This window comes from Plantactinospora sp. CNZ321 (assembly GCF_004217235.1).
The window spans coordinates 121,835-144,752 of record NZ_SHKQ01000001.1; the positions used below are offsets into that span (position 1 = coordinate 121,835).

The following is a 22,918-nucleotide window of genomic DNA, read 5'->3' on the forward strand; positions in this document are numbered from 1 at the left end:
CAACTCACTTCACGGCCTTTCCGTCCAGCACCGTCGGCTCACCGCGCAGGAAGGTCGCGACGATCCGGCCGGGCAGGGTGAGCCCGGCGTACGGGGTGTTGCGGCTGCGGCTGGCCTGCTCGCCCGGGTCGATGGTGCGGCGGGCCGCCGGGTCCACCAGGGTCAGGTTCGCCGGTACGCCCGGTGCCGGATCGCGGCCGTGCTCGGACAGCCCGGCGATCCGGGCCGGTGTCCGGGACATCCGCTCGGCGATCAGGTCCCACCGTTGCCCGAGTACGTCGAGGAGCACCGAGAGCGCCGTCTCCAGCCCGAGCATGCCCGGCCGGGCGTACGCCCACTCGCACTCCTTGTCCTCCAGCGCGTGCGGGGCGTGGTCGGTGGCGACGATGTCGATGATCCCCTCGACCAGCGCCTCGCGCAGCGCGCTGACGTCGGCGGCGGTCCGCAGCGGCGGATTCACCTTGAAGACCGGGTCGTAGCTGACCGCACGTTCGTCGGTGAGCAGCAGGTGGTGCGGGGTCACCTCGGCGGTGACCCGGACGCCGCGCTTCTTGGCGTGCCGGAGCACCTCGACGCTGCCGGCGGTGGAGAGGTGGCAGACGTGCAGCCGGCTGCCGACGTGCTCGGCCAGGAGCACGTCCCGGGCGATGATCGCCTCCTCGGCCACCGCCGGCCAGCCGGTCAGGCCGAGCCGGGTCGAGACCTCGCCCTCGTGCATCTGGGCGCCCTCGGTCAGTCGGGGCTCCTCGGCATGCTGCGCGATCACCCCGTCGAACGCCTTGACGTACTCCAGGGCGCGGCGCATCAGCCGGGGATCGGCCACGCAGTGCCCGTCGTCGGAGAAGATCCGCACCCGGGCCGCGGACTCGGCCATCGCGCCCAGCTCGGCCAGGCGCTCGCCGGCCAGCCCGACGGTGACGGCGCCGATCGGCTGCACGTCGACCAGCCCGGCCTCGCGGCCCAGCCGCCACACCTGCTCGACCACCCCGGCGGTGTCGGCGACCGGCGAGGTGTTGGCCATCGCGCAGACGGCGGTGTAGCCGCCCAGCGCCGCCGCCCGCGATCCGGACTCGACGGTCTCGGCGTCCTCCCGGCCGGGTTCGCGCAGGTGCGTGTGCAGGTCGACCAGGCCGGGCAGCGCGACCAGCCCGTCACCGTCGACGACCCTGGCCCCCCGGGCGTCGAGGCCACGGCCCGTCGCGGCCACCACGCCGCCGGAGAGCAGCAGGTCGGTCGGCTCGGCGCCGACCACCCGCACCCCCCGGATCAGGTACGCGGGCGTCGCCGCCTCCGGGTCACCCCCGGTGAAATCGGTCATCACTTCATTCCCCCCAGCAGCAGGTACAGGACGGCCATCCGGACGGAGACGCCGTTGGCGACCTGTTCGACGATCGTGGAGCGGGGCGAGTCGGCCACCTCGGGCGCGATCTCCATCCCGCGGTTCATCGGACCCGGGTGCATCACGATGGCGTGGTCCGGCAGCCGGGCCATCCGGGGTCCGTCGAGTCCGTAGCGCCGGGCGTACTCCCGGGCGGACGGGAAGTAGGAGTCGGCCATCCGCTCCCGCTGCACCCGCAGCATCATCACCACGTCCGAGGTGGGCAGCACGGCGTCGAGGTCGTACGACACCTCGGTGCCGGGCGCGAGCGCAGCTCCGATGTCGACCGGGATCAGCGTCGGCGGACCGACCAGGGTCACCTTGGCGCCCAGGGTGGCCAGCAGCAGCACGTTGGAGCGGGCGACCCGGCTGTGCAGCACGTCGCCGACGACCGCGACCGACAGCCCGGCGACCCGCCCCAGCCGGGCCCGCATCGTGTACGCGTCCAGCAGCGCCTGGGTCGGGTGCTCGTGGGTGCCGTCCCCGGCGTTGAGCACGGAGCCGTCGACCCAGTTGGCGAGCCGGTGCGGCGCACCGGACGCCGGATGCCGGATCACCACCGCGTCGGCACCCATCGCCTGGAGGGTCAGCGCGGTGTCCTTCAGGCTCTCGCCCTTGGAGACGCTGGAGCCCTTGGCCGAGAAGTTGATCACGTCGGCGGAGAGCCGCTTCGCCGCCGCCTCGAAGGAGATCCGGGTCCGGGTGGAGTCCTCGTAGAAGAGGTTGACCACGGTCCGCCCGCGCAGTGCGGGCAACTTCTTGACCTCGCGGCCGGCCACCGTCGCCATCTCGGCGGCGGTGTCCAGGATCAGCGTCGCGGTGGCCGCGTCGAGGTCCGCACCGGAAAGTAGGTGTTTGAGCACTATGCCGCCCCTCCGATCAGCTTGACCTCGTCGGTGCCGTCGGTCTCCGCGAGAGTCACCTTGACGCTCTCGGCGAGCGCCGTCGGGATGTTCTTCCCCACGTAGTCGGCCCGGATCGGCAGTTCGCGGTGGCCGCGGTCGACCAGCACGGCGAGCTGCACCGAGCTTGGCCGGCCGAGGTCGCCGAGCGCGTCGAGGGCGGCCCGGACGGTCCGGCCGGAGAAGAGGACGTCGTCGACCAGGATCACCCGTTTGCCGTCGATCCCCTCCGGGGGCACCTGGGTCGGGCCGATCGCGCGTACGGCGTGCCGGCGGAGATCGTCGCGGTAGAGAGTGATATCGAGCACACCCACCGGTACGGCGATGCCCTCGAAGGCGTTGATCCGGGCCGCCAGCCGGTGGGCCAGCGGGGCGCCCCGGGTGGGGATGCCGAGCAGCACGGTGTCGGCCGCGCCCTGGGTCTTCTCCAGAATCTGGTGTGCGATCCGGTCCACCACCCGGGCCAGTTCGGCGCTGGTCAGGATGACCTTCACGGACGGTGGTGGGACCGGCTGCGGCTGAGCAGCCTGCGGGTACGCCACGGCGGACCCCCTTCCCCGCCTCACGGGACGGGTCGTTAAAGGACGTCGGATTCCGGCGCTTGCCTGACGCGGCCCGGGCCGGGGCTCTAGTCACGTTACCACTGGCCACAGGGCCGCCCCTGGCGGGCCGCTGACCCCCGGATCAGCGAGTCGAAACCGCCCGGCCGAACACGATCTTTGTAATAGGTAGGTAACTAGCACTTGACCACGTGTCGTAATCCCCGTACCGTCACGCTCCGTAGCGATCGCTGGGGAGATCCCCGACCAGCACTGGGAGTGCCGAATGCCCTCTGAATACGCCAAGTCGTTGGGCGCGCGCCTGCGCTCTATCCGTCAGCAGCAGGGACTTTCCCTGCAGGGGGTGGAGGAGAAGTCAAACGGGCGGTGGAAAGCCGTCGTGGTCGGCTCGTACGAGCGGGGCGACCGGGCGGTGACGGTGTCCCGTCTCGCCGAACTCGCGGACTTCTACCGGGTGCCCGTCTCGGAGCTGCTGCCGGACGGCAGTGGCGTCCGTCACGAGCCGACGAACAAGATCGTGCTCGACCTCGAGCGCCTGTACGACGAGGCTTCCGAGGACCTTGCCTACGTCGCCCGCTATGCCCGAGCAATCCAGCAACAGCGCGGTGACTACAACGGACGGGTGCTGTCGATTCGTGCGGACGACCTGCGGGCGCTCGCGATCGTCTACGACTCCTCCCCCTCCGGCCTGATCGAGCGGCTCACCGAGCACGGTGTGCTCGTCGCCGACCCCCGGGCGCTCTTCGCGTCCTGATCCCCCCGGCTCGCGGGGTCCGTGCCCACCCGGGCACGGGCCCCGCGACGGTTCAGCGGGTCGCGTACTCGGCGATCCGGCCCAGGAGGCCGTTGAGGAACCGGGGAGAGTCGTCGGTCGACATCTGCCGGGCGAGTTCGACGGCTTCGCTGATCGCCACCGCATCGTCGATCTCGTCGACGTAGAGGAGCTCGTAGATGGCGATCCGGGCGAGGTTGCGGTCGACGACCGGCATCCGGTCCAGCGTCCAGCCCTCGGCATAGCTGTCGATCAGCTCGTCGATCCGGGCCCGGTGTTTCGCCACACCCTCCATCAGGCCCACCGCGTAACCCAGGTGCTCCGGGTGCGGCTGTTCCAGCCGGTCCAGGTAGCCGACGAGCACCTCGGCGACGGGCCGGTCCCGCATGTCCGCCTCGTAGAGAACGTCCAGGGCCCGCTTGCGCGCCTTACGGCGGGCCGGCATCTGCTGCTTGGCGCCCTCCGCCATCAGGCTCGGCCGAGATAGCGGCCGTCGCGGGTGTCGACCTTGATCTTCTCGCCGGTGGTGATGAAGAGCGGCACCTGGACGGTGGCGCCGGTCTCGACCGTCGCCGGCTTGTTGCCGCCGGTGGAGCGGTCGCCCTGCAGGCCCGGCTCGGTGTAGGTGATCTCCAGCACGACGCTGGTCGGCAGCTCGACGTAGAGCGGGACGCCCTCGTGGGTGGCGACGATCACCTCCGCCTCGGGAAGCAGGTAGTTGGCCGCCTCGCCGATCGTGCCGCCGGGGACGGGGATCTGGTCGTACGTCTCCAGGTCCATGAAGACGTAGTCCTCGCCGTCGGCGTACAGATACTGCATGGTGCGCTTGTCGACGGTGGCGGTGTCGACCTTGGTGCCCGCGTTGAACGTCTTGTCGACCACCTTGCCGGACAGCACGTTCTTCAGCGTGGTGCGGACGAAGGCACCGCCTTTGCCGGGCTTGACGTGCTGGAACTCGACGACAGCCCAGAGTTCGCCGTCGAGGTTGAGAACCAGACCGTTCTTCAGGTCGTTGGTGGTCGCCATTTCCTGCCTTGATCTTCAATTCGGGCGGACGGACCCGGCAAGTCTACTAGGGGCGTCCAATTGATCAGGACCAGCCCGCTTTCCGGTAACGGAGCGGTCGCTCAGGCGCGGGTGGACCGGTCCCGGAGCGCGGCCAGGTGGAGCAGGGCCAGCCGGTAGCCGTCGACGCCGAGGCCGCAGATCACCCCGGTCGCGACCGCCGAGACCACGGAGTGGTGCCGGAACTCCTCCCGGGCGTGGATGTTGGAGATGTGCACCTCTACCAGCGGGCCGCGCAGCATGGCGCAGGCGTCCCGGACCGCGTAGGAGTAGTGCGACCAGGCGGCCGGGTTGAGTACCACCCCCGCCTCCTCGTCGGCCGCCTGGTGCAGCCAGCCGATCAACTCCGCCTCGGCGTCGGTCTGCCGGACCTCGACGTCCAGCCCCACCTCCCGGCCGGTGGCCTGGCAACTCGCCACCAGGTCGGCGTAGCTGGTGGCGCCGTACACCTCGGGCTGCCGGATGCCGAGCCGGCCCAGGTTGGGCCCGTTGAGCACGTAGACCCTCATCCCGCCACCTCGGCGTACGCGTCGAGCAGCAGCTCGTCGTCCGGGCCCTCCAGGATGCCGGTCTCGGCCAGCCCGTCCAGCACCACGAACCGCAGCCGGCTGCCCCGGGCCTTCTTGTCCACCCGCATCGCGGCCAGCAGCTCCGGCCAGGCGTCCGCCCGGTAGCTCGTCGGCAGCCCGAGCGTGGTCAGCACCGTGCGGTGCCGGGCCGCCGTCGGCTCGTCCAGCCGGCCGGCCCGCCAGGCCAGCCCGGCGGCGTAGACCAGGCCGACGGAGATCGCGTGCCCGTGCCGCCAGCGGTAGCCCTCGACCTTCTCGATCGCGTGCCCGAGGGTGTGACCGTAGTTGAGGATCTCCCGCCGCCCCGCCTCGCGCAGGTCGCCGGAGACCACGTCCGCCTTCACCCGGATCGCCCGCTCGACCAGCTCGCGGACCACCGGGCCGGCCGGATCCGTCGCGGCGTTCGGGTCGGACTCGATCAGGTCGAGGATGACCGGGTCGGCGATGAAGCCGCACTTCACCACCTCGGCCAGCCCGGCGGTCAGGTCGACCGCCGGTAGCGAGTCCAGCATCGCCAGGTCGCAGAGCACCCCGGCCGGCGGGTGGAAGGCACCGACCAGGTTCTTGCCGGCGGCGGTGTTGATCCCGGTCTTGCCGCCGACCGCCGCGTCGACCATGCCGAGCAGCGAGGTCGAGACCGGCACCCAGCGGACCCCGCGCAGCCAGCAGGCGGCGACGAAGCCGGCCAGGTCGGTCGCCGCGCCGCCGCCCAGCCCGACCACCGCGTCGGTACGGGTGAAGCCCGCCGCGCCCAGCCGCGCCCAGCAGCCGGCGGCGACCTCGATGTCCTTTCCGGCCTCGGCGTCCGGCACCGGCACGGTCAGCGGCTCGATCCCGGCGGCGCGAAGCCGCTCGGCCAGCTCGTCGGCGCGCACCTTCAGCGGCGGGGCGTGCAGCACGGCGGCGCGCTCGGCACCGTCCAGCAGGGGCGGCAGCGCGGCCAGCAGGTCCCGGCCGACGAGGACGTCGTACGGCCGGTCACCGCCGACCGGAATTCGGGTCAGCTTGTCCATCGGGTCAGAGCCTAGACGAGTGGGTCCGAAGTCGTTTGCGGCTGCGGGCATGGGTGCAGGGGAACGCCGCCGCTGCCGATCCGGCCGAACGGTCGACCCCCGCCGGATTTGACAGAGCCATAGCTACCGGCTATCTATTAGCGCTCCGGAACGAAGGGGTGTGCCCTGGTGCAGGACGTGGTGCTGGCCATGCTGGCGAAGGAGCCGGCGCACGGGTACGAGCTGCGCAGCCGGATGCGTGACGCACTCGGTCCGCTGGGCGGGGCGATGAACGCCGGACAGATCTACGTGGCGCTGGCCCGGCTGGGCAGGGCCGGACTGGTGACTTCGGAGCGGGCCGACGGCCTGCCGGACCGGCCTGACCGCCGGGTCTACGCCCTCACCGCGGCCGGACAGCAGCGGGTCGCCGGCTGGCTGACGGAGGTGAGCTGGCCGAAGCCGGACCTTACGGAGTTCCACCTGAAGCTGGTGGCCGCCGCGGCCGGCCGGCTGGCCGATCCGGTGGCACTGGTCGACGCACAGCGGCGCGAGGTGCTGCGCCGGCTGCGCGACACCCAGCGCGCCGCGCTGGACCGGTCGGTGGATCCGGTCGCCGGGTTGCTGCTGGAGGGCGTCGTGCTGCGGCTGCGGGCCGACCTGGAGTGGCTGGAGGCATGCGAGCGCATGTGGGCCGAGCGTGACCGGACGGGGCGGAGGGCGCAGGCATGACCGGATCGATGGCGTTGCGGACGCGTGGGCTGAGCAAACGGTACGGCTCGAACGACACCCTGGTACGCGCCGTCGACGAGGTCGACCTGGACGTGCCCGTCGGACAGACGTTGGCGATCATGGGCCCGAGCGGCTGCGGCAAGTCCACCCTGCTGCATCTGCTCGGCGGGCTGCAACGCCCGACCGACGGGCAGGTGTGGCTGGCCGAGCGCCGGATCGACACGATGAGTGAACGGACCCTGGCCCGGCTGCGGCGCGACGGCATCGGGTTCGTCTTCCAGGCGTTCCACCTCATGGACGAACTCACCGCGGTGGAGAACGTCGAGCTGGCCGCGCTGCTCGCCGGCCAGTCACCGGGGCGGGCCCGCAAGCGGGCGATGTACCTGCTGGATCGGGTCGGGCTCGCCGACCGCGCCGCGCACCTGCCCTCGGCGCTCTCCGGTGGGCAGCGCCAGCGGGTCGCCATCGCCCGCGCGATGAGCAACGAGCCGCTGGTCGTACTGGCCGACGAACCCACCGGCAACCTGGACAGCGCCGCCACCCTGGAGGTACTGCGGCTGTTCGAGGAGTTGCACGCCGCCGGACAGACCCTCGTGGTGGTCACCCACGACGCCCGCGTCGCCGCGGTCGCCGACCGGGTGATCGCGATGCGGGACGGGGCGTTCGCCGACGACAACCGGTTCGCCAGCACCGTTACCGGCACCGTCTACGACGGGCGGCGCTGACATGTCCGGCCGCCTGCTGCTCGTCTGCCGGCTGATGCTGCGGGACCTGCGCCGCCGCCGTACCGAGACCATCCTGCTGCTGGTCGCCATCACCGCCGCCACCGGCACCTTGACCCTCGGCCTCACCCTCAACGAGGTCGCCGACCGGCCGTACCAGCAGACCCGGACCGCCACCGCCGGACCGGACGTGATCGTGACGCCCCGGGCCACCGGTCAGGCCGCCTTGGACGAACTCGCGGCAATGGCCACCGCGGCTGGCGTCACCGAGCACAGTGGCCCCTTCCCGATCGCGTACCTGACGATGACGGCTGGCGGCATATCCGCGCACGCCGTCGTCGAGGGCCGGGACACCGCACCGGCATCGATCAACCGGCCCGCCGTGACCGACGGCACCTGGGTACGCCCCGGCGGCGTGGTCGTCGAGCGCTTCTTCGCCGACGCCCTCGGCGTTCGCGTCGGCGACACGGTCGGCATCGACGGCCATCCGCTGCGGGTGATCGGGACCGCGGTCACGGCCGCGAGGGCGACCTATCCGTACGCCGGGTGGCACTACCCGGGCAGCATCCTGGTCGAGCGCGGCGGCCTGGTCTGGGTGGACCGCAGCGACATCGCCACGCTCGCGGGCGGCCGGCCGCTGTCGTACACCCTGAACCTCAAGCTCGCCGACCCGGCGGCCAGCACCACATACACCACCAGCGACCAACTCACCACCTGGCAGGCGATCGACGACCTCAACGGTCGGCTGTACGGCGACGCGCAGGAAACGCTGCTCGTCGGCAGCTGGCTGCTCAGCGGCCTGGCGCTGGCCGGCGTCGCCGGCATCGTCGCGGGCCGGATCATCGGCCAGCGTCGCCGGGTGGGTCTGCTCAAGGCCGTCGGCGCCGGACCGGCCATGATCGCCGCCGTCCACCTCGCCGAGTACCTCGTGATCGGGCTTGCCGCCGCCACCACCGGCCTGGCCGGCGGCTGGTTCGCCGCCCCCGCGCTGATCCGCCCCAGCGCCGGACTCATCGGCTCGGTCAACACCCAGCCACCCGCGCTGCGTACGGTGGTCGCCGTCACGGTCCTCGCCCTCACGATCGCCGTGGCGGCGACTCTGGTACCGGTGGTGCGCGCCGCCGTCACCAGCACCGTGCACGCGCTGGCCGACGCCGCGACGCCGCCGCAGCGCAGACGGTGGCGAATCCGGCTGTCGCGGCGGCTGCCCGTCGCCCTGCTGATCGGGGTGCGCATCAACGCCCGCCGGCCGCGCCGGGCCCGGCTGATCACCGTGAACACCCTGATCACCACGACCGCACTCGTCGCCATGCTCGCGGTCAACACCCGGGTGGAACACTTCAACCTCGGCTACACGGAACTCGCCAACCCCCGCACCGAGCGGAGGGACCAGGCATTGCTCGTCGCCACCCTCGTACTCTGCCTCCTGGCGCTCATCAACGCCGTCGTGAGCACCTGGACCGCGGTCCTCGACGCCCGGCAGCCGCTGGCCGTCGCGCGGACGCTCGGCGCCACGCCCGCGCAGGCCGGCGTGGGCCTGGCGGTGGCGCAACTGCTTCCCGCCGTACCCGGCGTCGTCGCGGGGATCCCGGCCGGCCTCGGGCTCGTCACGTTCGTCAGTCGGGTGGAGGTCCGGTACCCACCCAATTCCTGGCTGCTCGCCACCGCGCTCGGAGTCCTGCTCGCCATCGCCGCGCTCACCGCCATCCCCGCATTGCTCGCCACCCGGCGCACGGTCGTGGATACGCTCCAGGCCGTACCGAGCTGACACCGCTCATGCTGGTAGTGCCGTGCCGTGCGGTGCCGCGCCTCGAAACGGCTGGCCGAGCGAGCGCCGGGTTCCGCAACGCAGCGGTCCCGGGGTCAGCGGTCCGGGCAGGCGGGCTCAGGCGATCCAGTGCGGGCGTCGGGCCGACGACGACGGGGGCGACCCGGCGGCCAGCGCGGCGGCCAGCCGGCGTACCGCCTCGCGCAGCGTCTCCGACGGCAGCGTGTACGGGATCCGCAACCGCTGCTCGAAGACGCCCGGATCGGAGGTGAAGTAGCTGCCACTTTCGATCCGCACCCCGTAGTCCAGTGCCCGGTCGGCCAGGGTGGAGGCGACCGGCTCGGCCAGGTCCACCCAGAGCGACAGGCCGCCTGGCGGGAGCCGCCAGCTCCACCGTGGAAGGTTCTCGGTCAGCGCGGCGGCGAGCGCGGCGCGCTGTTCACGCAGCCGTGCCAGCCGGGACGGCAGAAGTTCTCCGGCCCGGTCGAGCAGGTTGAGCGCCAGCAACTGGTCCAGCACCGAGCCGCCCATGTCGGTGGCGACGCGCTGCCCGGCCAGTTCGGTAATCAGCTTCGCCGGGGCGCGCAGCCAGCCGATCCGCAGCCCGGCCCAGTGGGTCTTGCTCATCGAGCCGATCGTGACGACCTGACCGGTGCCGCCGGGCGCACTCCGCGTGGCGATGGGCGGCGGGGCGGGAACGTCGAGGGCGAGGTCGGTCAGGGTCTCGTCGACGACCAGCCAGCTACCGGAGCGGGCCGCGGCGCGCAGCAGGCGGTCCCGCTCCGGGTCGGGCATCAGGCAACCGGTCGGGTTGTGAAAGTCCGGGATCAGGTACGCCAGCCGGGGCACCGCCTGGCGCAGCGTCGACTCCAGGATCTCGACGTCCCAGCCGGCGTCGGTGACCGGGACGGACACGGTACGCAGCCGGGCCCGGCGCAGCGCCTCCAGCGCGTTCGGATAGGACGGGCTTTCCACCATCACCCGGTCACCGGGCCGACACAGCACCCCGACGACCAGCGTGAACGCGTGCTGGGCGCCGGAGGTCACCAGGATCTGCTCGGGCACCGTGGCCAGGCCGCGCCGGGTGAACCGCTCGGCGATGGCGGAACGCAGTCCCGGCAGCCCGTACGGGTGATAGCCGGGGGTGTGTGCGTGCTCGGCGAGCAGCGGGGTGACCTGGGCGAGCGCGTCGGCGAGCAGCTGCGCCGGCAGTCCGGCGGGTGCGGCCCGGGCCAGGTCGATCGCGCTCTCCTGTGGGGCGAGCAGCCGGTCGACGCCGCTGGGCCGGTGCCCTTCCGGCAACTCCGTCCAGGTGCCGGAACCCTGGCGGCTGCGCGCGAACCCACCCTCGCGCAGCAGGTCGTAGCCGGCGGTCACGGTGGCCCGGCTGACGTTCAGGGCGGTGGCCAGCTCCCGTTCGGCGGGGAGTCTGACGTGCAGCGCGATCCGGCCGTCCAGGATCAACGCGCCGATCGCCCGCGCCAGGTGGCGGTACGCGGGGCGCGCTCCGGCCAGGTCGGGCAGCATGGCGGCGAGCTGGCTGCTGCCCAGCGCCCGGTCGCCCCGATCCAGGGTCACCGGCGGCAGCGGGGTCGGGTGCATACCGACCATTCTCCAGGGATTGGCCATGTTATCCAGGCCAACCACCGGACAGGCTTGCCGGATTGGCTCGCGGGATTGGCCTCGACGGAGCCGGCACAACCTGGAGGACCTCCCGCTGAGCTTCGGCACGGTCAGCGCCATCGTCGGGCTACTCGTCCTGCTGCTCTGGATCCCGCTGCGGCAGGTGCCGACGCTCGGTACCGGCGCGAACATCGTGGTCCTGGCGCTCTCGGCCGACCTCGGCCTGGCGCTGCTGCCCGAGCGGCTGAGCCTGCCCGCCCGGGTCGGCCTGCTGGCTGGCGGGATCCTGCTCAACGGACTCGCCACCGCCGTCTACGTCGGCGCGCGGCTCGGCCCCGGACCCCGGGACGGCCTGATGACCGGCGCGTCCCGGTCGACCGGACGCTCGATCCGGCTGGTCCGTACCCTCATCGAACTCACCGTGCTCGGCACGGGCTGGCTGCTCGGCGGGACGGTCGGCGTCGGCACGGTGCTCTACGCCCTCGCGGTCGGCCCGATCACCCAGACCTGTCTGCGCTGGTTCGCCTACCGGAGCACCGCCGAACGCGCCGGGCCGAGCCTTGGCCGAGCCGTTAGCCGAGCCGGTCGCCGGCCAGCCCGGCCAGGATCTCCTCGGCCACCTCTTCCGGGGTCCGCCCGTCGGTGACCACGGTCCAGGTCGCCACCTCGGTGTAGAGCGGGCGCCGCTGTTCGAGCAGGTGCTTGAGGGTGGCCCGGGGGTTGATCGCGAGCAGCGGCCGGCCAGCGCCCAGGCCGACCCGCTTGACCGCGTCCGGCAGCTCGACCGAAAGGTAGATGACCCGGTGCCCGGCCAGCGCGGCCCGGTTCTCCTCGGCGAGGATCGCGCCACCGCCGAGCGCCAGCACCCCGTCGAAGGAGGCCAGCGCGTCCGCCACCGCGGCCCGTTCCAGGGTACGGAAGTGCTCCTCGCCGTCGTCGACGAAGATCTCCGGGATCGGCTTGCCGGCCGTCGCCTCGATGTCGCTGTCGGTGTCCCGGAAGTCGACCCCAAGCCCCTTGGCGACCAGCAGCCCGGTGCTGGTCTTGCCGGCACCCATCACACCGACCAAGACGCAGACCGGCTCACTCCTCGCGCTCACCGGTGCTCCCGTTCCGTTCGCGACTGCGGGGCTCGCAAACCCGGCTCACTCCTCGCGCTCACCGGATCACCAGGTTGTCCAGGTAGCCGGCGAGGTTGCGGCGGATCTCGGCAACCGAGTCGCCGCCGAACTTCTCCAGCGCCGCCTCGGCCAGCACCAACGCGACCATGGTCTCGGCGACGATCGCGGCGGCGGGTACGGCGCAGACGTCCGAGCGCTGATTGATCGCGGTCGCCGGCTCACCGGTCGCCACATCCACGGTGGAGAGCGCCCGGTTGAGCGAGGAGATCGGCTTCATCGCGGCGCGTACCCGCAGTGGCTCGCCGGTGGTGATCCCGCCCTCCAGGCCACCGGCCCGGTCGGTGACCCGGCGTACGCCGGTCGCGGTGGGGACGATCTCGTCGTGCGCCACCGAGCCCCGGGACCGGGCCTGCTGCCAGGCGTCGCCGATCTCCACCCCCTTGATCGCCTGGATGGACATCAGCGCGGCGGCGAGCCGGGCGTCGAGCTTGCGGTCCCACTGCACGTGGCTGCCCAACCCCGGCGGTACGCCGTAGCCGAGCACCTCGACGATGCCGCCCAGGGTATCGGCGTCGGACTTGGCCGCGTCCACCTCGGCGACCATCCGGGCGCTGGCCTCCGGGTCGAGACAGCGCAGCGGGTCGGCGTCGATCCGCTCGGCGTCCTCGGGGCGGGGCTGGAGCCCCGGTTTCGCGGCCACCGAGCCGAGCTCCACCACGTGCGAGACGATCTCGATGCCGAGCGCCTGCCGGAGCAGTGCCCGGGCGACGGTGCCGACGGCGACCCGGGCGGCGGTCTCCCGGGCGCTGGCCCGTTCCAGGATCGGCCGGGCGTCGGTGTGACCGTACTTCTGCATGCCGGCCAGGTCGGCGTGCCCGGGTCGGGGACGGGTCAGCGGCGCGTTGCGGGCCTGTCCGGCCAGCACCTCCTCGTCGACCGGGTCGGCCGCCATCACCGTCTGCCACTTCGGCCACTCGGAGTTGCCCACCCGGATCGCCACCGGACTGCCCAGGGTCAGGCCGTGCCGGAGACCGCCGATGATCTCGACCTCGTCCCGCTCGAAGGACATCCGGGCGCCCCGGCCGTAGCCGAGCCGGCGGCGGCCCAGTTGGCGGACGATCTCCTCGCTGGTCACCTCGACCCCGGCCGGCACCCCTTCCAGCACCGCGACCAGGGCCGGACCATGGGACTCTCCCGCCGTCAACCAGCGCAACACGACAAACCCTCTCCTCGTCGCGACCGGGCCGGCCGCCGGTCAAGTTTGGCATGGCACCGGTACGCCACCCCGGGTCGCCCACGCCATCCCGCTCTACGGACGGGCCGCGCCGGACGGCTCGATCGGCGGGTCGGCACGCTCCTGGTCGGCGAGCAGGTCCGCGAGCAGGTCCGCGAGCCGGCGCAGTTGGCCTGCGGCCCGCACGATGTCGCGCCGGGCCGGTTCGTCGAGCCGGGCGAGTGCGTCGAGCAGCAGGTCGCGCCGGTGCCCGGCGTAGTCGCGGATCCGCAGGTGCGCCGCCGGGGTCAACCGGAGCCGGACGACGCGTCGGTTGTGCGGATCCCGGGTGCGCTCCAGCAGCCCGGCGGCGGCGAGGTCGCTGACCAGGGTGCTGACCGTGTTGGCGGCGGTGCGCAGCCGCTCCGCCGTCTCCTTGACGCTGATCTCCGGGCAGCGTTCGACCAACCGCAGCACCTCCACCTGGGCGTCCGGCAGCGGCGTCCGGCCGGTACGCCGAACGGTCGACCGGCGCAGCACCCGGTGCAGGTCGGCCACGGCGCCGCCGAGCGTCTCCACCGCGCCGGCCGTCGCCTCGGCAGCCGCTGCGTCGTCGCTCATCCCTGATCCCTTCGTCACGTTCTCGTCCGCCGCAATCGCAATACCTCTGCCTACAGAGCTAAAGTGTCGGCCTGCTCCAACATTAGGGGGACCAGTGGACACGGGGCGCTCCACGGCACCGCCGGGCCGGACCGCAGGAGTCGGACAACTGCTGCTGCTCGGTACCCTGACCGCGGTCGGTCCGCTCTCCCTGGACATGTACCTGCCGGCGTTTCCCCAGATGACCGGCGACCTCTCCGCCACCCCGGCACAGGTGCAGCTCTCGCTCACCACCTTCCTGTTCGGTCTCGCCCTCGGCCAGCTCGTCACCGGACCGCTCAGCGACCGGTGGGGCCGGCGCCGGCCGGTACTGGTCGGCGTCGTCGCGTACACCGCGACCAGCCTGCTCTGCGCGTTCGCCCCGTCGACCGAGACCCTGGCCGCGCTCCGACTGTTCCAGGGCCTGGCCAGCGGCACCGGTGTGGTCGTCGCCCGGGCCATCGTCCGGGATCTCTACTCCGGAACGGCGGCGGCGAAGTACTTCTCCCGGCTGATCCTGGTCTTCGGGGTCGCCCCGGCCGCCGCACCGGCCCTGGGCAACCTCGTGCTCCGGTTCGGCTCCTGGCGGGCCGTCTTCGTCGCGCTGTCGGCGATCGGTCTGCTGCTGTTCGCCGCCGTCGTCTGGCGGCTGCCGGAGACGCTTCCGCCCCAGCGGCGGCACACCGGCGGGCCGGCGGACACCGCCCGGGCGATGTGGGGGCTGCTGACCGACCGGGTCTACCTCGGCTACGTACTCACCCAGGGGCTGGCCTTCGCCGCGCTCTTCGCGTACATCTCCGGGTCCTCGTTCGTGATCCAGGACGTCTTCGCGCTCTCCGCCGACTGGTTCACCCTGGTCTTCGCGGTGAACGCCGTCGGAATGACGACGGTCGGGCAACTCAACGCCCGGCTGCTCGACCGGTACAGCGCCCGCCGGCTGCTCAGCGGCGCCCTGCTCGCCAGCCTGCTGGCCGCTGCGGCACTCGTCGGCGGCGCGGTCAGGGAGAACGTTCCGACCGTACTGGTCGCGCTCTTCGTCTTCGTCTCCTGCCTCGGGATGGTCCTGCCGAACGGGCTGGCCCTGGCGCTGGACCGGCACCCCCGGCACGCCGGCAGCGCCGCCGCGCTGCTCGGCGCGCTCCAACTCGGCATCGCCGCCGCCGTGGCACCGCTGGCCGGCCTCGGCCCGGACGACAGCGCGGCGCCGATGGCCGTACTGGTGCTCGGCAGCGCCGCGCTCTCCGCGCTGGTGGTCTTCACCATCGCCCGGGGACGCGAACCGGCCGAGCCGGCGGCGGACCGGAGACGCCCGAGCCGGCGGAAAACCGAGCGATCGGGTACGCCCGCCGGGCCCGCCCCACCGGGACGCAACTGAGCGCCCCGCCGCCCGGGTCGTCCCGCGCAGCGGGGCGCTGGTCGTGGCTCTGGCGGCTACGGCCGCTGCGTCACCGCACCGACGAACGCCCGCCAGGCGGCCGGCCCGAACGTCAGGGTCCCGCCGTCCCGATCCTTGGTGTCCCGGACCAGCACCCGGCCCGGAAGGTTGTCGGCAACCTCCACGCAGTTGCCCTGGTTGGTGCTGCTGCGGCTGCTCTTGTGCCAGTTCGGCTCAGTCATTGTTGTTGACCGCCTTCATGATCAGGTCTTGCGACAAGCTTACCGGCAGGGCCAGACCGCGGACGATCTCCCACACTCGCTCCAGTTCGTCCACGTCCGCCCCGTCGGTCACCGACCGTCCTCGAAGCTGGTCGTCAAGATAGACGGCCCGGCCCCGGGCCGGCAGGGTCGCCAACACGAACGCTCCCGCTAAGCCAGGGTGCAGACCAGCGGTCCGGGGCACAACCATGATCTGCACCTGCGGCCGGCGGCTCACCTCGATCAGATGCTCCAGCTGCTCCTTCATGACGTCGGCAGGCCCATAGCTGAGGGCCACCTCACAGATGACCGCAGACAGCATCGGAGGATTGGGGCGGTCGATCGTCGCGGCTCGCCGTTCACGCCGCACCTGCGTCGTCCGGTCGATCACATCCTCGGGCAGTCTGGCGCTGGCCAGCAGCGCCCGGGTATACGCCTCGGTCTGGAGTAGTCCGGGAATCAGGCTGTGCTCGAAGCAGCGCAACATGGTTGCCCGCTGCTCCTGCTCCGTCCAGGGGCGCAGCCAGATGGGCCGGGCGTCATCCCGCGCCTCCCTGGTCGCACGCCGGATCTCGTCGCCGGTCTTGAAAAGGACGTCCAGGCGTTCGGCGGTGTCCGGCTGGGGAATCATCCGGCCCTGCTCGAACGCCGCGATCGACGCTCCGCTCAGGCCAACGGCCGCGCCCACCTGATCCCGGGTTCGCTTCGCCCGCGTTCGCTGTGTCCTGAGGATCTCGCGTAGGTCGTTCATCTAATCCACCCGGCTCCAGATCAACTAATCAGTATCTCTCGATACTCTCGCTCGCTCATCTTCCGCTCCCGGTGGCTTTGAGTCCAGGGTGGAGGGCAGCCGAAGATGCTGAGAGGTGACCCAATGACTCACGGAAGGCGGCCCCACCGACGAGACTGGCGGCGACTCTGGCTGTATTGCCGGTGTGGCCACCGCTGGGTCTGCCCGGACTCACCGCAACGGATACCACCGTTCGGCCCCCTGCTGGGACCGATGACCGAGGCGGAGTACCGGGCCGGAATGGAAGTGTTCTCGCCCAAGGTCACGCGATCGGAGCCGATCGGTCCGCCGGCATCGGGCTCGCGCTGGACGCAGGAGGGCAGCCACGGCAGGGCCCCGCTCGGGAACTCGCGGCTCGGTCGACGCCAGATCGGCCGAGCCGGCGCGCCGACACCGACCCAGAATCACCCGGGCCGCTACGGGGAACGAGCTGCGGATGCCGAGCGCGCCGGTCGGAGGTAGCGGTGATCGGGCCGCAGGAACGCTGGTACCGGCACATGCGACGGCTCGCCCAGCGGCGCTACCCGCCCGGCAGCCACGTCCCGGCGCGATCGTATAGCTGCGAGACCTGCCGGGACCCCTGGCCCTGCGCGCCCGCCCGCCTGGCCCTGCTGATCGGGTTCAAAGGAAACCGGGTCGGACTGATGATGTACCTCGGCGTACACCTCACCCGCGCGCTGCAAGCCATGCCCGACACGCACCCGGCGCTGATCGCCGGACAGATCCTCTACTGGGTGCCCCGGCGCCGCCAGTGACCTGCCTCATCACCCGATCGGCCCGCCCCGGTTCGCCGCCTCCCCCTCGGCGTTCCGGGGCGGGCCCTCACGTGGTGGGCCGGTCGAGTCTCCGAACCACGTCGACCTCGCGAGCGGTCCGGAGCCGGGCTCAGTGCGGGGCGCGGGCGGCGGCGAGCGCGGAACGCATCTCGGACACCGGGGCGGGCACCCCGGTGAACTGCTCGAACTGCCCGACCGCCTGGGCCAGCAGCAGGTCGAGGCCGGAGACGATCCGGCAGCCGGCCGCCGACGCTGCGGCGGCGAGCGGCGTCGGCCACGGGTCGTAGACGACGTCGAAGAAGACCGTCTCGGGCCGCCAGGACCGGGCCGCCGCCGCGAAACCGTCGGCGGCGCCCTTCGGCACGGTGGAGATCACCAGATCCGCACCGTCCCGCCCGGCCGGCGCCGCCCAGTCCGCGATCTCGAACCGCAGCCCGAGCGTGCCGGCCAACCGGGCCAGTTCGGCACCGGCGGCGTGCCGGCGTACCCGGCAGGTGACCCGGCGGGCGGTCAGCTGGACGGCGGCGGCGAGCGCGGCCCGGGCCGTACCGCCGGCACCGAGCAACACCACCTCGGCACCGGCCGGCACACCAGCGCCGGTCAGCACGTCGACCATCCCCGGTACGTCCGTGTTGTCGGCGGCCCAGGAGCCGTCCGGTCGGCGTACCAGAGTGTTGGCCGCGCCGATCGCGGCGGCGACCGGCGAGACCTCGCCGGCCACCGCGAGCGCCGCCTCCTTCAGCGGCATGGTCAGGGAGAGCCCCGCCCACTCCGGGCCGAACCCGGCCACCCGGTCGGCGAGCTCGGCCTCGGCACACTCGATCGCGGTGTACGACCACCCGGTCAACCCGGCCGCCGCGTAACCGGCGTTGTGGATGACCGGGGAGAGCGAGTGCGCGATCGGCTTGCCCAGCACCGCCGCCCGGCGCTCCTGCGTCACCTCGCCGTCACCTCACAGCACGCCGTTCTTTCGGGCCTCGGCGATGTTGCGCTCGTGCTCCTCGTTCGTGGTGGCGAACTTGGAGCGGCCCTCCTTGTCGACCGCCACGAAGAACAGCCAGTCGCCCTTCGGCGGGTCCATCGCGCCCTCCAGGGCCTTCTGTCCGGGGTTGTTGATCGGCCCCGGTGGCAGCCCCGCCTTACCGTGCATCCGGTACGGGTTCTTCTTGTCGAAGAGTTCCGTGTCCGTCATGTCCCCGGAGCGCTTGGTCTTCTTGCCGGTCAGCTCCCAGTAGTAGTTGACCCCGACGTCGAACTCCAGACAGCCGACCAGGCCGTTGCCGTTCTTGCAGTAGTGGTTCCCGCTGTAGATCCGGTTGTAGGCCACCCGGGCGACCTTGCCGAGGTCGACTTCGTTGCCGGCCTCCGCCTGGGCCAGCGACGCCACGATCAGCGCCTCGTACGGGGTGATCTCGCGCTCCTTCTGCACCCGGTCGACGAAGTCGATCTCCTCGGCGACCGACATGAAGCGCTGGACCATCATCTTGAGGATCGCCTCGGCACTGGCGTTCGGCGGAAGCTCGTAGGTGTCGGGGAAGAGGAAACCCTCGATCGACTTGCGTGCCGACTGCTTGTCGTCGCGTTTGAACCAGAAGTCGGCGATGCCGAGTCCCTCAAGGTCCTTGGCGGCGCTCTCGAAGTCCTTGACCGGCAGTTTCGTCTCGGCGGCCAGCGCCTTGAAGATCTGCTTGGCGGTGGCGCCCTCCTTGACCAGGAAGCCGTTGACGATCTTGTTCTTCAGGTCGAGCAGCAGGCCCAGCGCCGCCTTCGCGTTCATCTCCTTGCGGACCTTGTAGACGCCCGGCTGGATGTTCTCGGCCCGCGAGTTCTCCTGAGCCGCCTCGATGAACGCCTTGGTGCTCTTGATGACGCCGGCCGCGACCAGGGTGTCGGCGATCTCGGCGATGCTCTGGCCGTCCTCGACCTGGACCTGGACCTCACCGCTGCCGTTGCCGTCGTAGTCCGGGGTGACGAAGTAGCCCTGGACCCGGTCGAAGCCGTACCATCCGGCGCCGCCGAGGACGCCGAGCAGCACGAACGTCATCAGCAGGGCCGCTACCGTACGCCCCCGCCCGCCCCGCTTCTTCTTGCCGTTACGTTTGCGCTGCGCGCCGCGGCGGTGCCGTCCCTTCTCCGCACGCTCGTCGAACGCGAGCTCCAACTCGTCGATCATTCCGTCCGCCTCCGCTGCCTGTCCAGCCAGCTCTGCAGAATCTCCACCGCGGCCGCCTGATCGACCACCGCCCGTTGACGCCGTCCTCGGACGCCCCGCTCGGCTAGCCTACGAGAAGCCACGACGGTCGACATCCTTTCATCCACCAGATCGACCTGCACCGGCGCGATCGCCGCGGCCAGCCGCCGAGCGTACGCCTTCGCCTGGGTCGCCGCCGGTCCGTGCGCCCCGGCGAGGGTCACCGGCAGACCGACCACCACCGTGACCACCTCGTGGAGTCCAACGAGCCGCGCGATTTCCGAGATGTCGGTCGGGATCGCCTCGGCATCGGTCTTCAGGTCCCTGGGCAGCGTCACCAGCGGGGTGGCCAGGATCCCATCCGGGTCGGAGAGCGCCACGCCGACGCGTACCTGGCCGACGTCCACGCCGAGCCGCACCCCCCGGGAAAGAGGGGTCATCGGGCTACGCCGAAGTGAGATCGGATCACCGGGTCACGCCTCGGCGAGCGCCTTCTCGACCGCGGCCAGCAGGCTCGGTGCCTCGCCGGCCGGCAGGCCACCGCCCTGGGCCAGGTCGGCGTTGCCGCCGCCCCGGCCGGACAGCGCCCCCTTGACCAGCGTCGCCGCCGAAACGCCCCGCTCCCTGGCCGCGCCGTTCACCGCCACCACCAGCGACGCCTTACCGTTCGCCCGGGCCGCCACCGCGACCACCGCCGGGCGGGCCGGATCGATCTTGCCCCGGATCTCCTGGGCGAGGGTACGCACGTCGTTGCCGCCCGCGCCCTCCGGCGCCTCGGTGCCGACGAAGGCGACCCCACGGAGGTCCCGGGCCCCCGCGGCGAGCGCCGCCGCACCGCCGAGCACCAGCTGGGCGCGCAGCTTCTCCAACTCCCGCTCGGCGTCCCGCAACTGCGCGACCGTCTGCTCGACCCGGTCCGCCACCTGCTCACCGGGGACCCGGTAGAGCTCGGCCAGCCGGGAGACCAGCAGGTGCTCCTTGGCCAGGAACCGGAACGCGTCCAGCCCGACCAGCGCCTCGACCCGGCGTACGCCGGAGCCGATCGAGGACTCGGAGAGGATCTTCACCAGGCCGAGCTGCGCCGACCGGGCCACGTGGGTGCCGCCGCACAGCTCCCGGGCGTAGTCGCCGACCTCGACGACCCGCACCTCGTCGCCGTACTTCTCGCCGAACAGCGCCATCGCGCCGAGCCGACGCGCCTCCTCCTGGGAGGTGATGAAGGCGTGCACCTCCAGGTCGGCCAGGAGCACCTCGTTGACCTGTTGTTCGACGTCGCGCAGCACGCTCGGCGCCACCCCGGTCGGGGTGTTGAAGTCGAACCGGAGCCGGCCCGGCGCGTTCAGTGAACCGGCCTGGGTCGCCGACTCGCCGAGGAAGTTGCGCATCGTCTGGTGCACCAGGTGGGTGGCGGTGTGCGAGCGGGAGATCGCCCGCCGGCGCAGTACGTCGATCTCGGCGAGACCGGCCTCGCCGGTGCGTACCTCGCCCCGGACGACCCGGGCCCGGTGCACGATCAGTCCCGGGACCGGCTGCTGCACGTCGAGCACCTCGACCTGGCCGGCGCCGACGGTGATCAGCCCGATGTCCGGCTGCTGGCCGCCGCCCTCGGCGTAGAACGGGGTCGCGTCCAGCACCAGCTCGATCGTGTCGCCCTCACCGGCCACCTCGACCGGTGCGCCACCGGCGCCGAGCAGCGCCCGGACCGACGACTCCCGGGAGACCTCGGTGTAGCCGGTGAACTGCACCGGCCCGCCCGAGTCCAGCACCGAACGGTACGCCGACAGGTCCACGTGCCCGGTCTTGCGGGCCTGCGCGTCGGCCTTGGCCCGGGCCCGCTGGTCGGCCATCAACCGGCGGAACCCGTCCTGGTCCACCGAGAGCCCCTGCTCGGCGGCGATCTCCAGGGTCAGGTCGATCGGGAAGCCGTAGGTGTCGTGCAGCTGGAACGCCTTGGCACCCGACAGCTTCGCCCCGCCCGCCGACCGGGTCTCGGCGATCGCGGTGTCCAGGATCGTGGTACCCGCCCGCAGGGTGGAGAGGAACGCGTCCTCCTCCGCGTAGGCGTACGACGAGATCCGGTCGAACTCGGTCGCCAGCTCCGGGTAGGACGGGGACATGCAGTCCCGGGCCACCGGCAGCAGCTCCGGCAGCGCCCGGTCCTGCCAGCCGAGCAGCCGCATCGCCCGGATCGCCCGCCGCATGATCCGGCGCAACACGTAGCCACGCCCCTCGTTGCCGGGGGTCACCCCGTCACCGATCAGCATCAGCGCGGTCCGCACGTGGTCGGCGACCACCCGCAGCCGTACGTCGTCCGGGTGCGACTCGCTCGCCACGTGCCCGGAGTGCGCGCCGTACCGCCGGCCGGTCAGCTCCGCCGCCCGGTCCAGGATCGGCCGCACCTCGTCGATCTCGTAGAGGTTGTCGACACCCTGGAGGATCGCGGCCATCCGCTCCAGGCCCATCCCGGTGTCGATGTTCTTCGCCGGCAGGTCGCCCAGGATCGGGAAGTTCTCCTTGTCGCTGCCCGGACCCCGCTCGAACTGCATGAAGACCAGGTTCCAGAACTCCAGGTAGCGGTCCTCGTCGACCGCCGGCCCACCCTCGGCGCCGTACGCCGGGCCCCGGTCGTAGTAGATCTCCGAACAGGGCCCGCAGGGCCCGGGGATCCCCATCGACCAGAAGTTGTCCGCCTTGCCCCGCCGGACGATCCGCTCCGCCGGCACCCCGGTCTTGCGCCAGATCGCCTCGGCCTCGTCGTCGTCGAAGTAGACCGTCGGCCAGATCCGCTCCGGGTCCAGCCCGAAACCGCCCTCGGCGACCGGCTTGGTGACCAGGTCCCAGGCGAGCGCGATCGCACCGGACTTGAAGTAGTCACCGAAGGAGAAGTTCCCGTTCATCTGGAAGAAGGTGCCGTGCCGCGAGGTCTTCCCCACCTCGTCGATGTCCGGGGTACGGATGCACTTCTGCACCGACACCGCCCGCCGGAACGGCGGCGTCTGCTGCCCGAGGAAGTACGGCACGAACTGCACCATGCCGGCGTTGACGAAGAGGAGGTTCGGGTCGTCGATCGCCGGCAGCGGAGCGGACGGCACCACCGTGTGCCCGTTGGCCTCGAAGTGCGCCAGGAAGCGCCGCTTGACTTCCGCCGTTCTCATCGGGTGCCTTCCTCCGGAAACAACTCACGGTCGCCGATCCGCGGGTCCTCGCGCAGCTCCTCGAACTGGTCGTCGAACGCGACGCCCTCGGCGAACGCCTGGTGGATCTGCTGCTCACGCTCGGCCATGCCGTCCCGGACGTCGTCCGCGAAGTCCCGTAGGGACTGCACCAGACCACCGGCCGACTCCGCCAGCGAATTCGCGATGCCACCCGGCGTGTACGCCTGGGCGGTGCGGGTCAGCTTGCGGACGACCAGCGCGCCGACGGCCAGCCCGATGCCCAACCAGAGCAGTCGCTTCATGGCCTCATCCTTCCTC

Annotated in this window: 24 protein-coding genes and 1 pseudogene; 7 read left to right on the forward strand and 18 right to left on the reverse strand. The window is 71.9% G+C overall.

The annotated features are described in order from the left end of the window. Window positions 1-4: 4 nt before the first annotated feature. From EV371_RS00510 to pyrR, 3 genes are read right to left on the reverse strand one after another with little or no spacing between them, the layout of a single operon-like run. Complete coding sequence (locus EV371_RS00510) at window positions 5-1,318, reverse strand: dihydroorotase (protein WP_130460294.1); 1,314 nt, start codon at window positions 1,316-1,318, stop codon at window positions 5-7. Beyond that, on the reverse strand, window positions 1,318-2,241 hold the full coding sequence (locus tag EV371_RS00515; RefSeq protein WP_130460295.1) for an aspartate carbamoyltransferase catalytic subunit: 924 nt from the start codon (window positions 2,239-2,241) through the stop codon (window positions 1,318-1,320). Before EV371_RS00515 ends, EV371_RS00510 begins: the two co-directional genes overlap by 1 nt. Next, on the reverse strand, window positions 2,241-2,822 hold the full coding sequence (gene pyrR, locus EV371_RS00520) for a bifunctional pyr operon transcriptional regulator/uracil phosphoribosyltransferase PyrR (protein ID WP_130460296.1): 582 nt from the start codon (window positions 2,820-2,822) through the stop codon (window positions 2,241-2,243). The genes EV371_RS00515 and pyrR overlap by 1 nt, the downstream gene beginning before the upstream one ends. A gap of 283 nt (window positions 2,823-3,105) precedes the next feature. Between pyrR and bldD the strand changes: the two genes are divergently transcribed. Beyond that, a complete protein-coding gene (gene bldD, locus EV371_RS00525) occupies window positions 3,106-3,594 on the forward strand; it encodes a transcriptional regulator BldD (protein WP_101366736.1) in 489 nt (162 codons plus the stop codon). 52 nt (window positions 3,595-3,646) lie between these two features. Here the strand turns inward: bldD and nusB are convergent, their stop codons facing one another. From nusB to aroB, 4 genes are all read right to left on the reverse strand, one after another. Continuing rightward, on the reverse strand, window positions 3,647-4,057 hold the full coding sequence (gene nusB / locus EV371_RS00530; protein WP_207230676.1) for a transcription antitermination factor NusB: 411 nt from the start codon (window positions 4,055-4,057) through the stop codon (window positions 3,647-3,649). A gap of 23 nt (window positions 4,058-4,080) precedes the next feature. Continuing rightward, window positions 4,081-4,638, reverse strand: coding sequence for an elongation factor P (gene efp, locus EV371_RS00535; protein ID WP_130460298.1), 558 nt, complete (start codon window positions 4,636-4,638; stop codon window positions 4,081-4,083). A gap of 101 nt (window positions 4,639-4,739) precedes the next feature. Beyond that, window positions 4,740-5,186, reverse strand: a complete 447-nt coding sequence (gene aroQ / locus EV371_RS00540; RefSeq protein WP_130460299.1) for a type II 3-dehydroquinate dehydratase — start codon at window positions 5,184-5,186, stop codon at window positions 4,740-4,742. Continuing rightward, a complete protein-coding gene (aroB, locus tag EV371_RS00545) occupies window positions 5,183-6,259 on the reverse strand; it encodes a 3-dehydroquinate synthase (RefSeq protein WP_130460300.1) in 1,077 nt (358 codons plus the stop codon). Before aroB ends, aroQ begins: the two co-directional genes overlap by 4 nt. 168 nt (window positions 6,260-6,427) lie before the next feature. Here aroB and EV371_RS00550 point away from each other — a divergent pair, with 168 nt between their 5' ends. From EV371_RS00550 to EV371_RS00560, 3 genes are read left to right on the forward strand one after another with little or no spacing between them, the layout of a single operon-like run. Further along, window positions 6,428-6,967 (forward strand): PadR family transcriptional regulator, encoded by a 540-nt coding sequence (locus EV371_RS00550; protein WP_130460301.1) that lies wholly within the window; start codon window positions 6,428-6,430, stop codon window positions 6,965-6,967. After that, window positions 6,964-7,692 carry an ATP-binding cassette domain-containing protein gene (locus tag EV371_RS00555; RefSeq protein ID WP_130460302.1) on the forward strand — a complete coding sequence of 243 codons (729 nt, stop codon included), beginning with the start codon at window positions 6,964-6,966 and terminating at the stop codon, window positions 7,690-7,692. The genes EV371_RS00550 and EV371_RS00555 overlap by 4 nt, the downstream gene beginning before the upstream one ends. A 1-nt stretch (window position 7,693) precedes the next feature. Beyond that, window positions 7,694-9,457 (forward strand): FtsX-like permease family protein, encoded by a 1,764-nt coding sequence (locus EV371_RS00560; RefSeq protein WP_130460303.1) that lies wholly within the window; start codon window positions 7,694-7,696, stop codon window positions 9,455-9,457. 117 nt (window positions 9,458-9,574) lie between these two features. On the opposite strand, the gene yczR is transcribed toward EV371_RS00560, so the two are convergent. After that, on the reverse strand, window positions 9,575-11,059 hold the full coding sequence (yczR, locus tag EV371_RS00565; RefSeq protein WP_130460304.1) for a MocR-like transcription factor YczR: 1,485 nt from the start codon (window positions 11,057-11,059) through the stop codon (window positions 9,575-9,577). 25 nt (window positions 11,060-11,084) lie between these two features. Here yczR and EV371_RS00570 point away from each other — a divergent pair, with 25 nt between their 5' ends. Beyond that, on the forward strand, window positions 11,085-11,726 hold the full coding sequence (locus EV371_RS00570; RefSeq protein ID WP_207230370.1) for a DUF6198 family protein: 642 nt from the start codon (window positions 11,085-11,087) through the stop codon (window positions 11,724-11,726). Here the strand turns inward: EV371_RS00570 and EV371_RS00575 are convergent. The 3 genes from EV371_RS00575 to EV371_RS00585 form a co-directional block, all read right to left on the reverse strand. Next, complete coding sequence (locus EV371_RS00575) at window positions 11,653-12,138, reverse strand: shikimate kinase (protein WP_130465547.1); 486 nt, start codon at window positions 12,136-12,138, stop codon at window positions 11,653-11,655. The genes EV371_RS00570 and EV371_RS00575 overlap by 74 nt on opposite strands. 100 nt (window positions 12,139-12,238) lie before the next feature. Then, the gene (gene aroC, locus EV371_RS00580; protein WP_130460305.1) at window positions 12,239-13,417 is read right to left on the reverse strand and encodes a chorismate synthase; all 1,179 of its coding nucleotides are present in this window, start codon (window positions 13,415-13,417) and stop codon (window positions 12,239-12,241) included. Between the two features lie 93 nt (window positions 13,418-13,510). After that, window positions 13,511-14,035 carry a MarR family winged helix-turn-helix transcriptional regulator gene (locus EV371_RS00585; RefSeq protein ID WP_130460306.1) on the reverse strand — a complete coding sequence of 175 codons (525 nt, stop codon included), beginning with the start codon at window positions 14,033-14,035 and terminating at the stop codon, window positions 13,511-13,513. Window positions 14,036-14,129: 94 nt separating this feature from the next. On the opposite strand from EV371_RS00585, the pseudogene EV371_RS00590 reads away from it, so the two are divergent. Further along, window positions 14,130-15,323 (forward strand): annotated as a pseudogene (locus EV371_RS00590) (multidrug effflux MFS transporter); the annotation flags it as partial. A gap of 161 nt (window positions 15,324-15,484) precedes the next feature. On the opposite strand, the gene EV371_RS00595 reads toward EV371_RS00590, so the two are convergent. Together EV371_RS00595 and EV371_RS00600 are read right to left on the reverse strand one after the other, a co-directional pair. Beyond that, on the reverse strand, window positions 15,485-15,670 hold the full coding sequence (locus EV371_RS00595) for a DUF397 domain-containing protein (protein ID WP_130460308.1): 186 nt from the start codon (window positions 15,668-15,670) through the stop codon (window positions 15,485-15,487). Next, complete coding sequence (locus EV371_RS00600) at window positions 15,663-16,439, reverse strand: Scr1 family TA system antitoxin-like transcriptional regulator (protein ID WP_130460309.1); 777 nt, start codon at window positions 16,437-16,439, stop codon at window positions 15,663-15,665. Before EV371_RS00600 ends, EV371_RS00595 begins: the two co-directional genes overlap by 8 nt. Window positions 16,440-16,942: 503 nt before the next feature. On the opposite strand from EV371_RS00600, the gene EV371_RS00605 reads away from it, so the two are divergent. Continuing rightward, on the forward strand, window positions 16,943-17,233 hold the full coding sequence (locus EV371_RS00605) for a hypothetical protein (protein WP_130460310.1): 291 nt from the start codon (window positions 16,943-16,945) through the stop codon (window positions 17,231-17,233). 130 nt (window positions 17,234-17,363) lie between these two features. On the opposite strand, the gene EV371_RS00610 is transcribed toward EV371_RS00605, so the two are convergent. From EV371_RS00610 to EV371_RS00630, 5 genes are read right to left on the reverse strand one after another with little or no spacing between them, the layout of a single operon-like run. Further along, window positions 17,364-18,194, reverse strand: coding sequence for a shikimate dehydrogenase (locus tag EV371_RS00610; protein WP_130460311.1), 831 nt, complete (start codon window positions 18,192-18,194; stop codon window positions 17,364-17,366). Window positions 18,195-18,206: 12 nt separating this feature from the next. Beyond that, entirely contained in the window at window positions 18,207-19,427 is a 1,221-nt protein-coding gene (gene mltG / locus EV371_RS00615; RefSeq protein ID WP_130460312.1) for an endolytic transglycosylase MltG, read from the reverse strand. Then, entirely contained in the window at window positions 19,424-19,885 is a 462-nt protein-coding gene (ruvX, locus tag EV371_RS00620) for a Holliday junction resolvase RuvX (RefSeq protein WP_130460313.1), read from the reverse strand. Before ruvX ends, mltG begins: the two co-directional genes overlap by 4 nt. 33 nt (window positions 19,886-19,918) lie before the next feature. Further along, complete coding sequence (gene alaS / locus EV371_RS00625; RefSeq protein WP_130460314.1) at window positions 19,919-22,600, reverse strand: alanine--tRNA ligase; 2,682 nt, start codon at window positions 22,598-22,600, stop codon at window positions 19,919-19,921. Beyond that, window positions 22,597-22,902 (reverse strand): hypothetical protein, encoded by a 306-nt coding sequence (locus tag EV371_RS00630; RefSeq protein ID WP_130460315.1) that lies wholly within the window; start codon window positions 22,900-22,902, stop codon window positions 22,597-22,599. The genes alaS and EV371_RS00630 overlap by 4 nt, the downstream gene beginning before the upstream one ends. Window positions 22,903-22,918: the final 16 nt, after the last annotated feature.

What these genes read in the sequence shown, in the direction of transcription:
- EV371_RS00510 (WP_130460294.1), bottom strand. Translation starts at nt 1,318, where the DNA reads ATGACCGATTTCACCGGGGGTGACCCGGAGGCGGCGACGCCCGCGTAC.
- bldD (WP_101366736.1), top strand. Translation starts at nt 3,106, where the DNA reads ATGCCCTCTGAATACGCCAAGTCGTTGGGCGCGCGCCTGCGCTCTATC.
- nusB (WP_207230676.1), bottom strand. Translation starts at nt 4,057, where the DNA reads ATGCCGGCCCGCCGTAAGGCGCGCAAGCGGGCCCTGGACGTTCTCTAC.
- efp (WP_130460298.1), bottom strand. Translation starts at nt 4,638, where the DNA reads ATGGCGACCACCAACGACCTGAAGAACGGTCTGGTTCTCAACCTCGAC.
- aroQ (WP_130460299.1), bottom strand. Translation starts at nt 5,186, where the DNA reads ATGAGGGTCTACGTGCTCAACGGGCCCAACCTGGGCCGGCTCGGCATC.
- aroB (WP_130460300.1), bottom strand. Translation starts at nt 6,259, where the DNA reads ATGGACAAGCTGACCCGAATTCCGGTCGGCGGTGACCGGCCGTACGAC.
- EV371_RS00555 (WP_130460302.1), top strand. Translation starts at nt 6,964, where the DNA reads ATGACCGGATCGATGGCGTTGCGGACGCGTGGGCTGAGCAAACGGTAC.
- EV371_RS00560 (WP_130460303.1), top strand. Translation starts at nt 7,694, where the DNA reads ATGTCCGGCCGCCTGCTGCTCGTCTGCCGGCTGATGCTGCGGGACCTG.
- yczR (WP_130460304.1), bottom strand. Translation starts at nt 11,059, where the DNA reads ATGCACCCGACCCCGCTGCCGCCGGTGACCCTGGATCGGGGCGACCGG.
- EV371_RS00570 (WP_207230370.1), top strand. Translation starts at nt 11,085, where the DNA reads ATGTTATCCAGGCCAACCACCGGACAGGCTTGCCGGATTGGCTCGCGG.
- EV371_RS00575 (WP_130465547.1), bottom strand. Translation starts at nt 12,138, where the DNA reads ATGGGTGCCGGCAAGACCAGCACCGGGCTGCTGGTCGCCAAGGGGCTT.
- EV371_RS00585 (WP_130460306.1), bottom strand. Translation starts at nt 14,035, where the DNA reads ATGAGCGACGACGCAGCGGCTGCCGAGGCGACGGCCGGCGCGGTGGAG.
- EV371_RS00595 (WP_130460308.1), bottom strand. Translation starts at nt 15,670, where the DNA reads ATGACTGAGCCGAACTGGCACAAGAGCAGCCGCAGCAGCACCAACCAG.
- EV371_RS00600 (WP_130460309.1), bottom strand. Translation starts at nt 16,439, where the DNA reads ATGAACGACCTACGCGAGATCCTCAGGACACAGCGAACGCGGGCGAAG.
- mltG (WP_130460312.1), bottom strand. Translation starts at nt 19,427, where the DNA reads ATGATCGACGAGTTGGAGCTCGCGTTCGACGAGCGTGCGGAGAAGGGA.
- ruvX (WP_130460313.1), bottom strand. Translation starts at nt 19,885, where the DNA reads ATGACCCCTCTTTCCCGGGGGGTGCGGCTCGGCGTGGACGTCGGCCAG.
- alaS (WP_130460314.1), bottom strand. Translation starts at nt 22,600, where the DNA reads ATGAGAACGGCGGAAGTCAAGCGGCGCTTCCTGGCGCACTTCGAGGCC.
- EV371_RS00630 (WP_130460315.1), bottom strand. Translation starts at nt 22,902, where the DNA reads ATGAAGCGACTGCTCTGGTTGGGCATCGGGCTGGCCGTCGGCGCGCTG.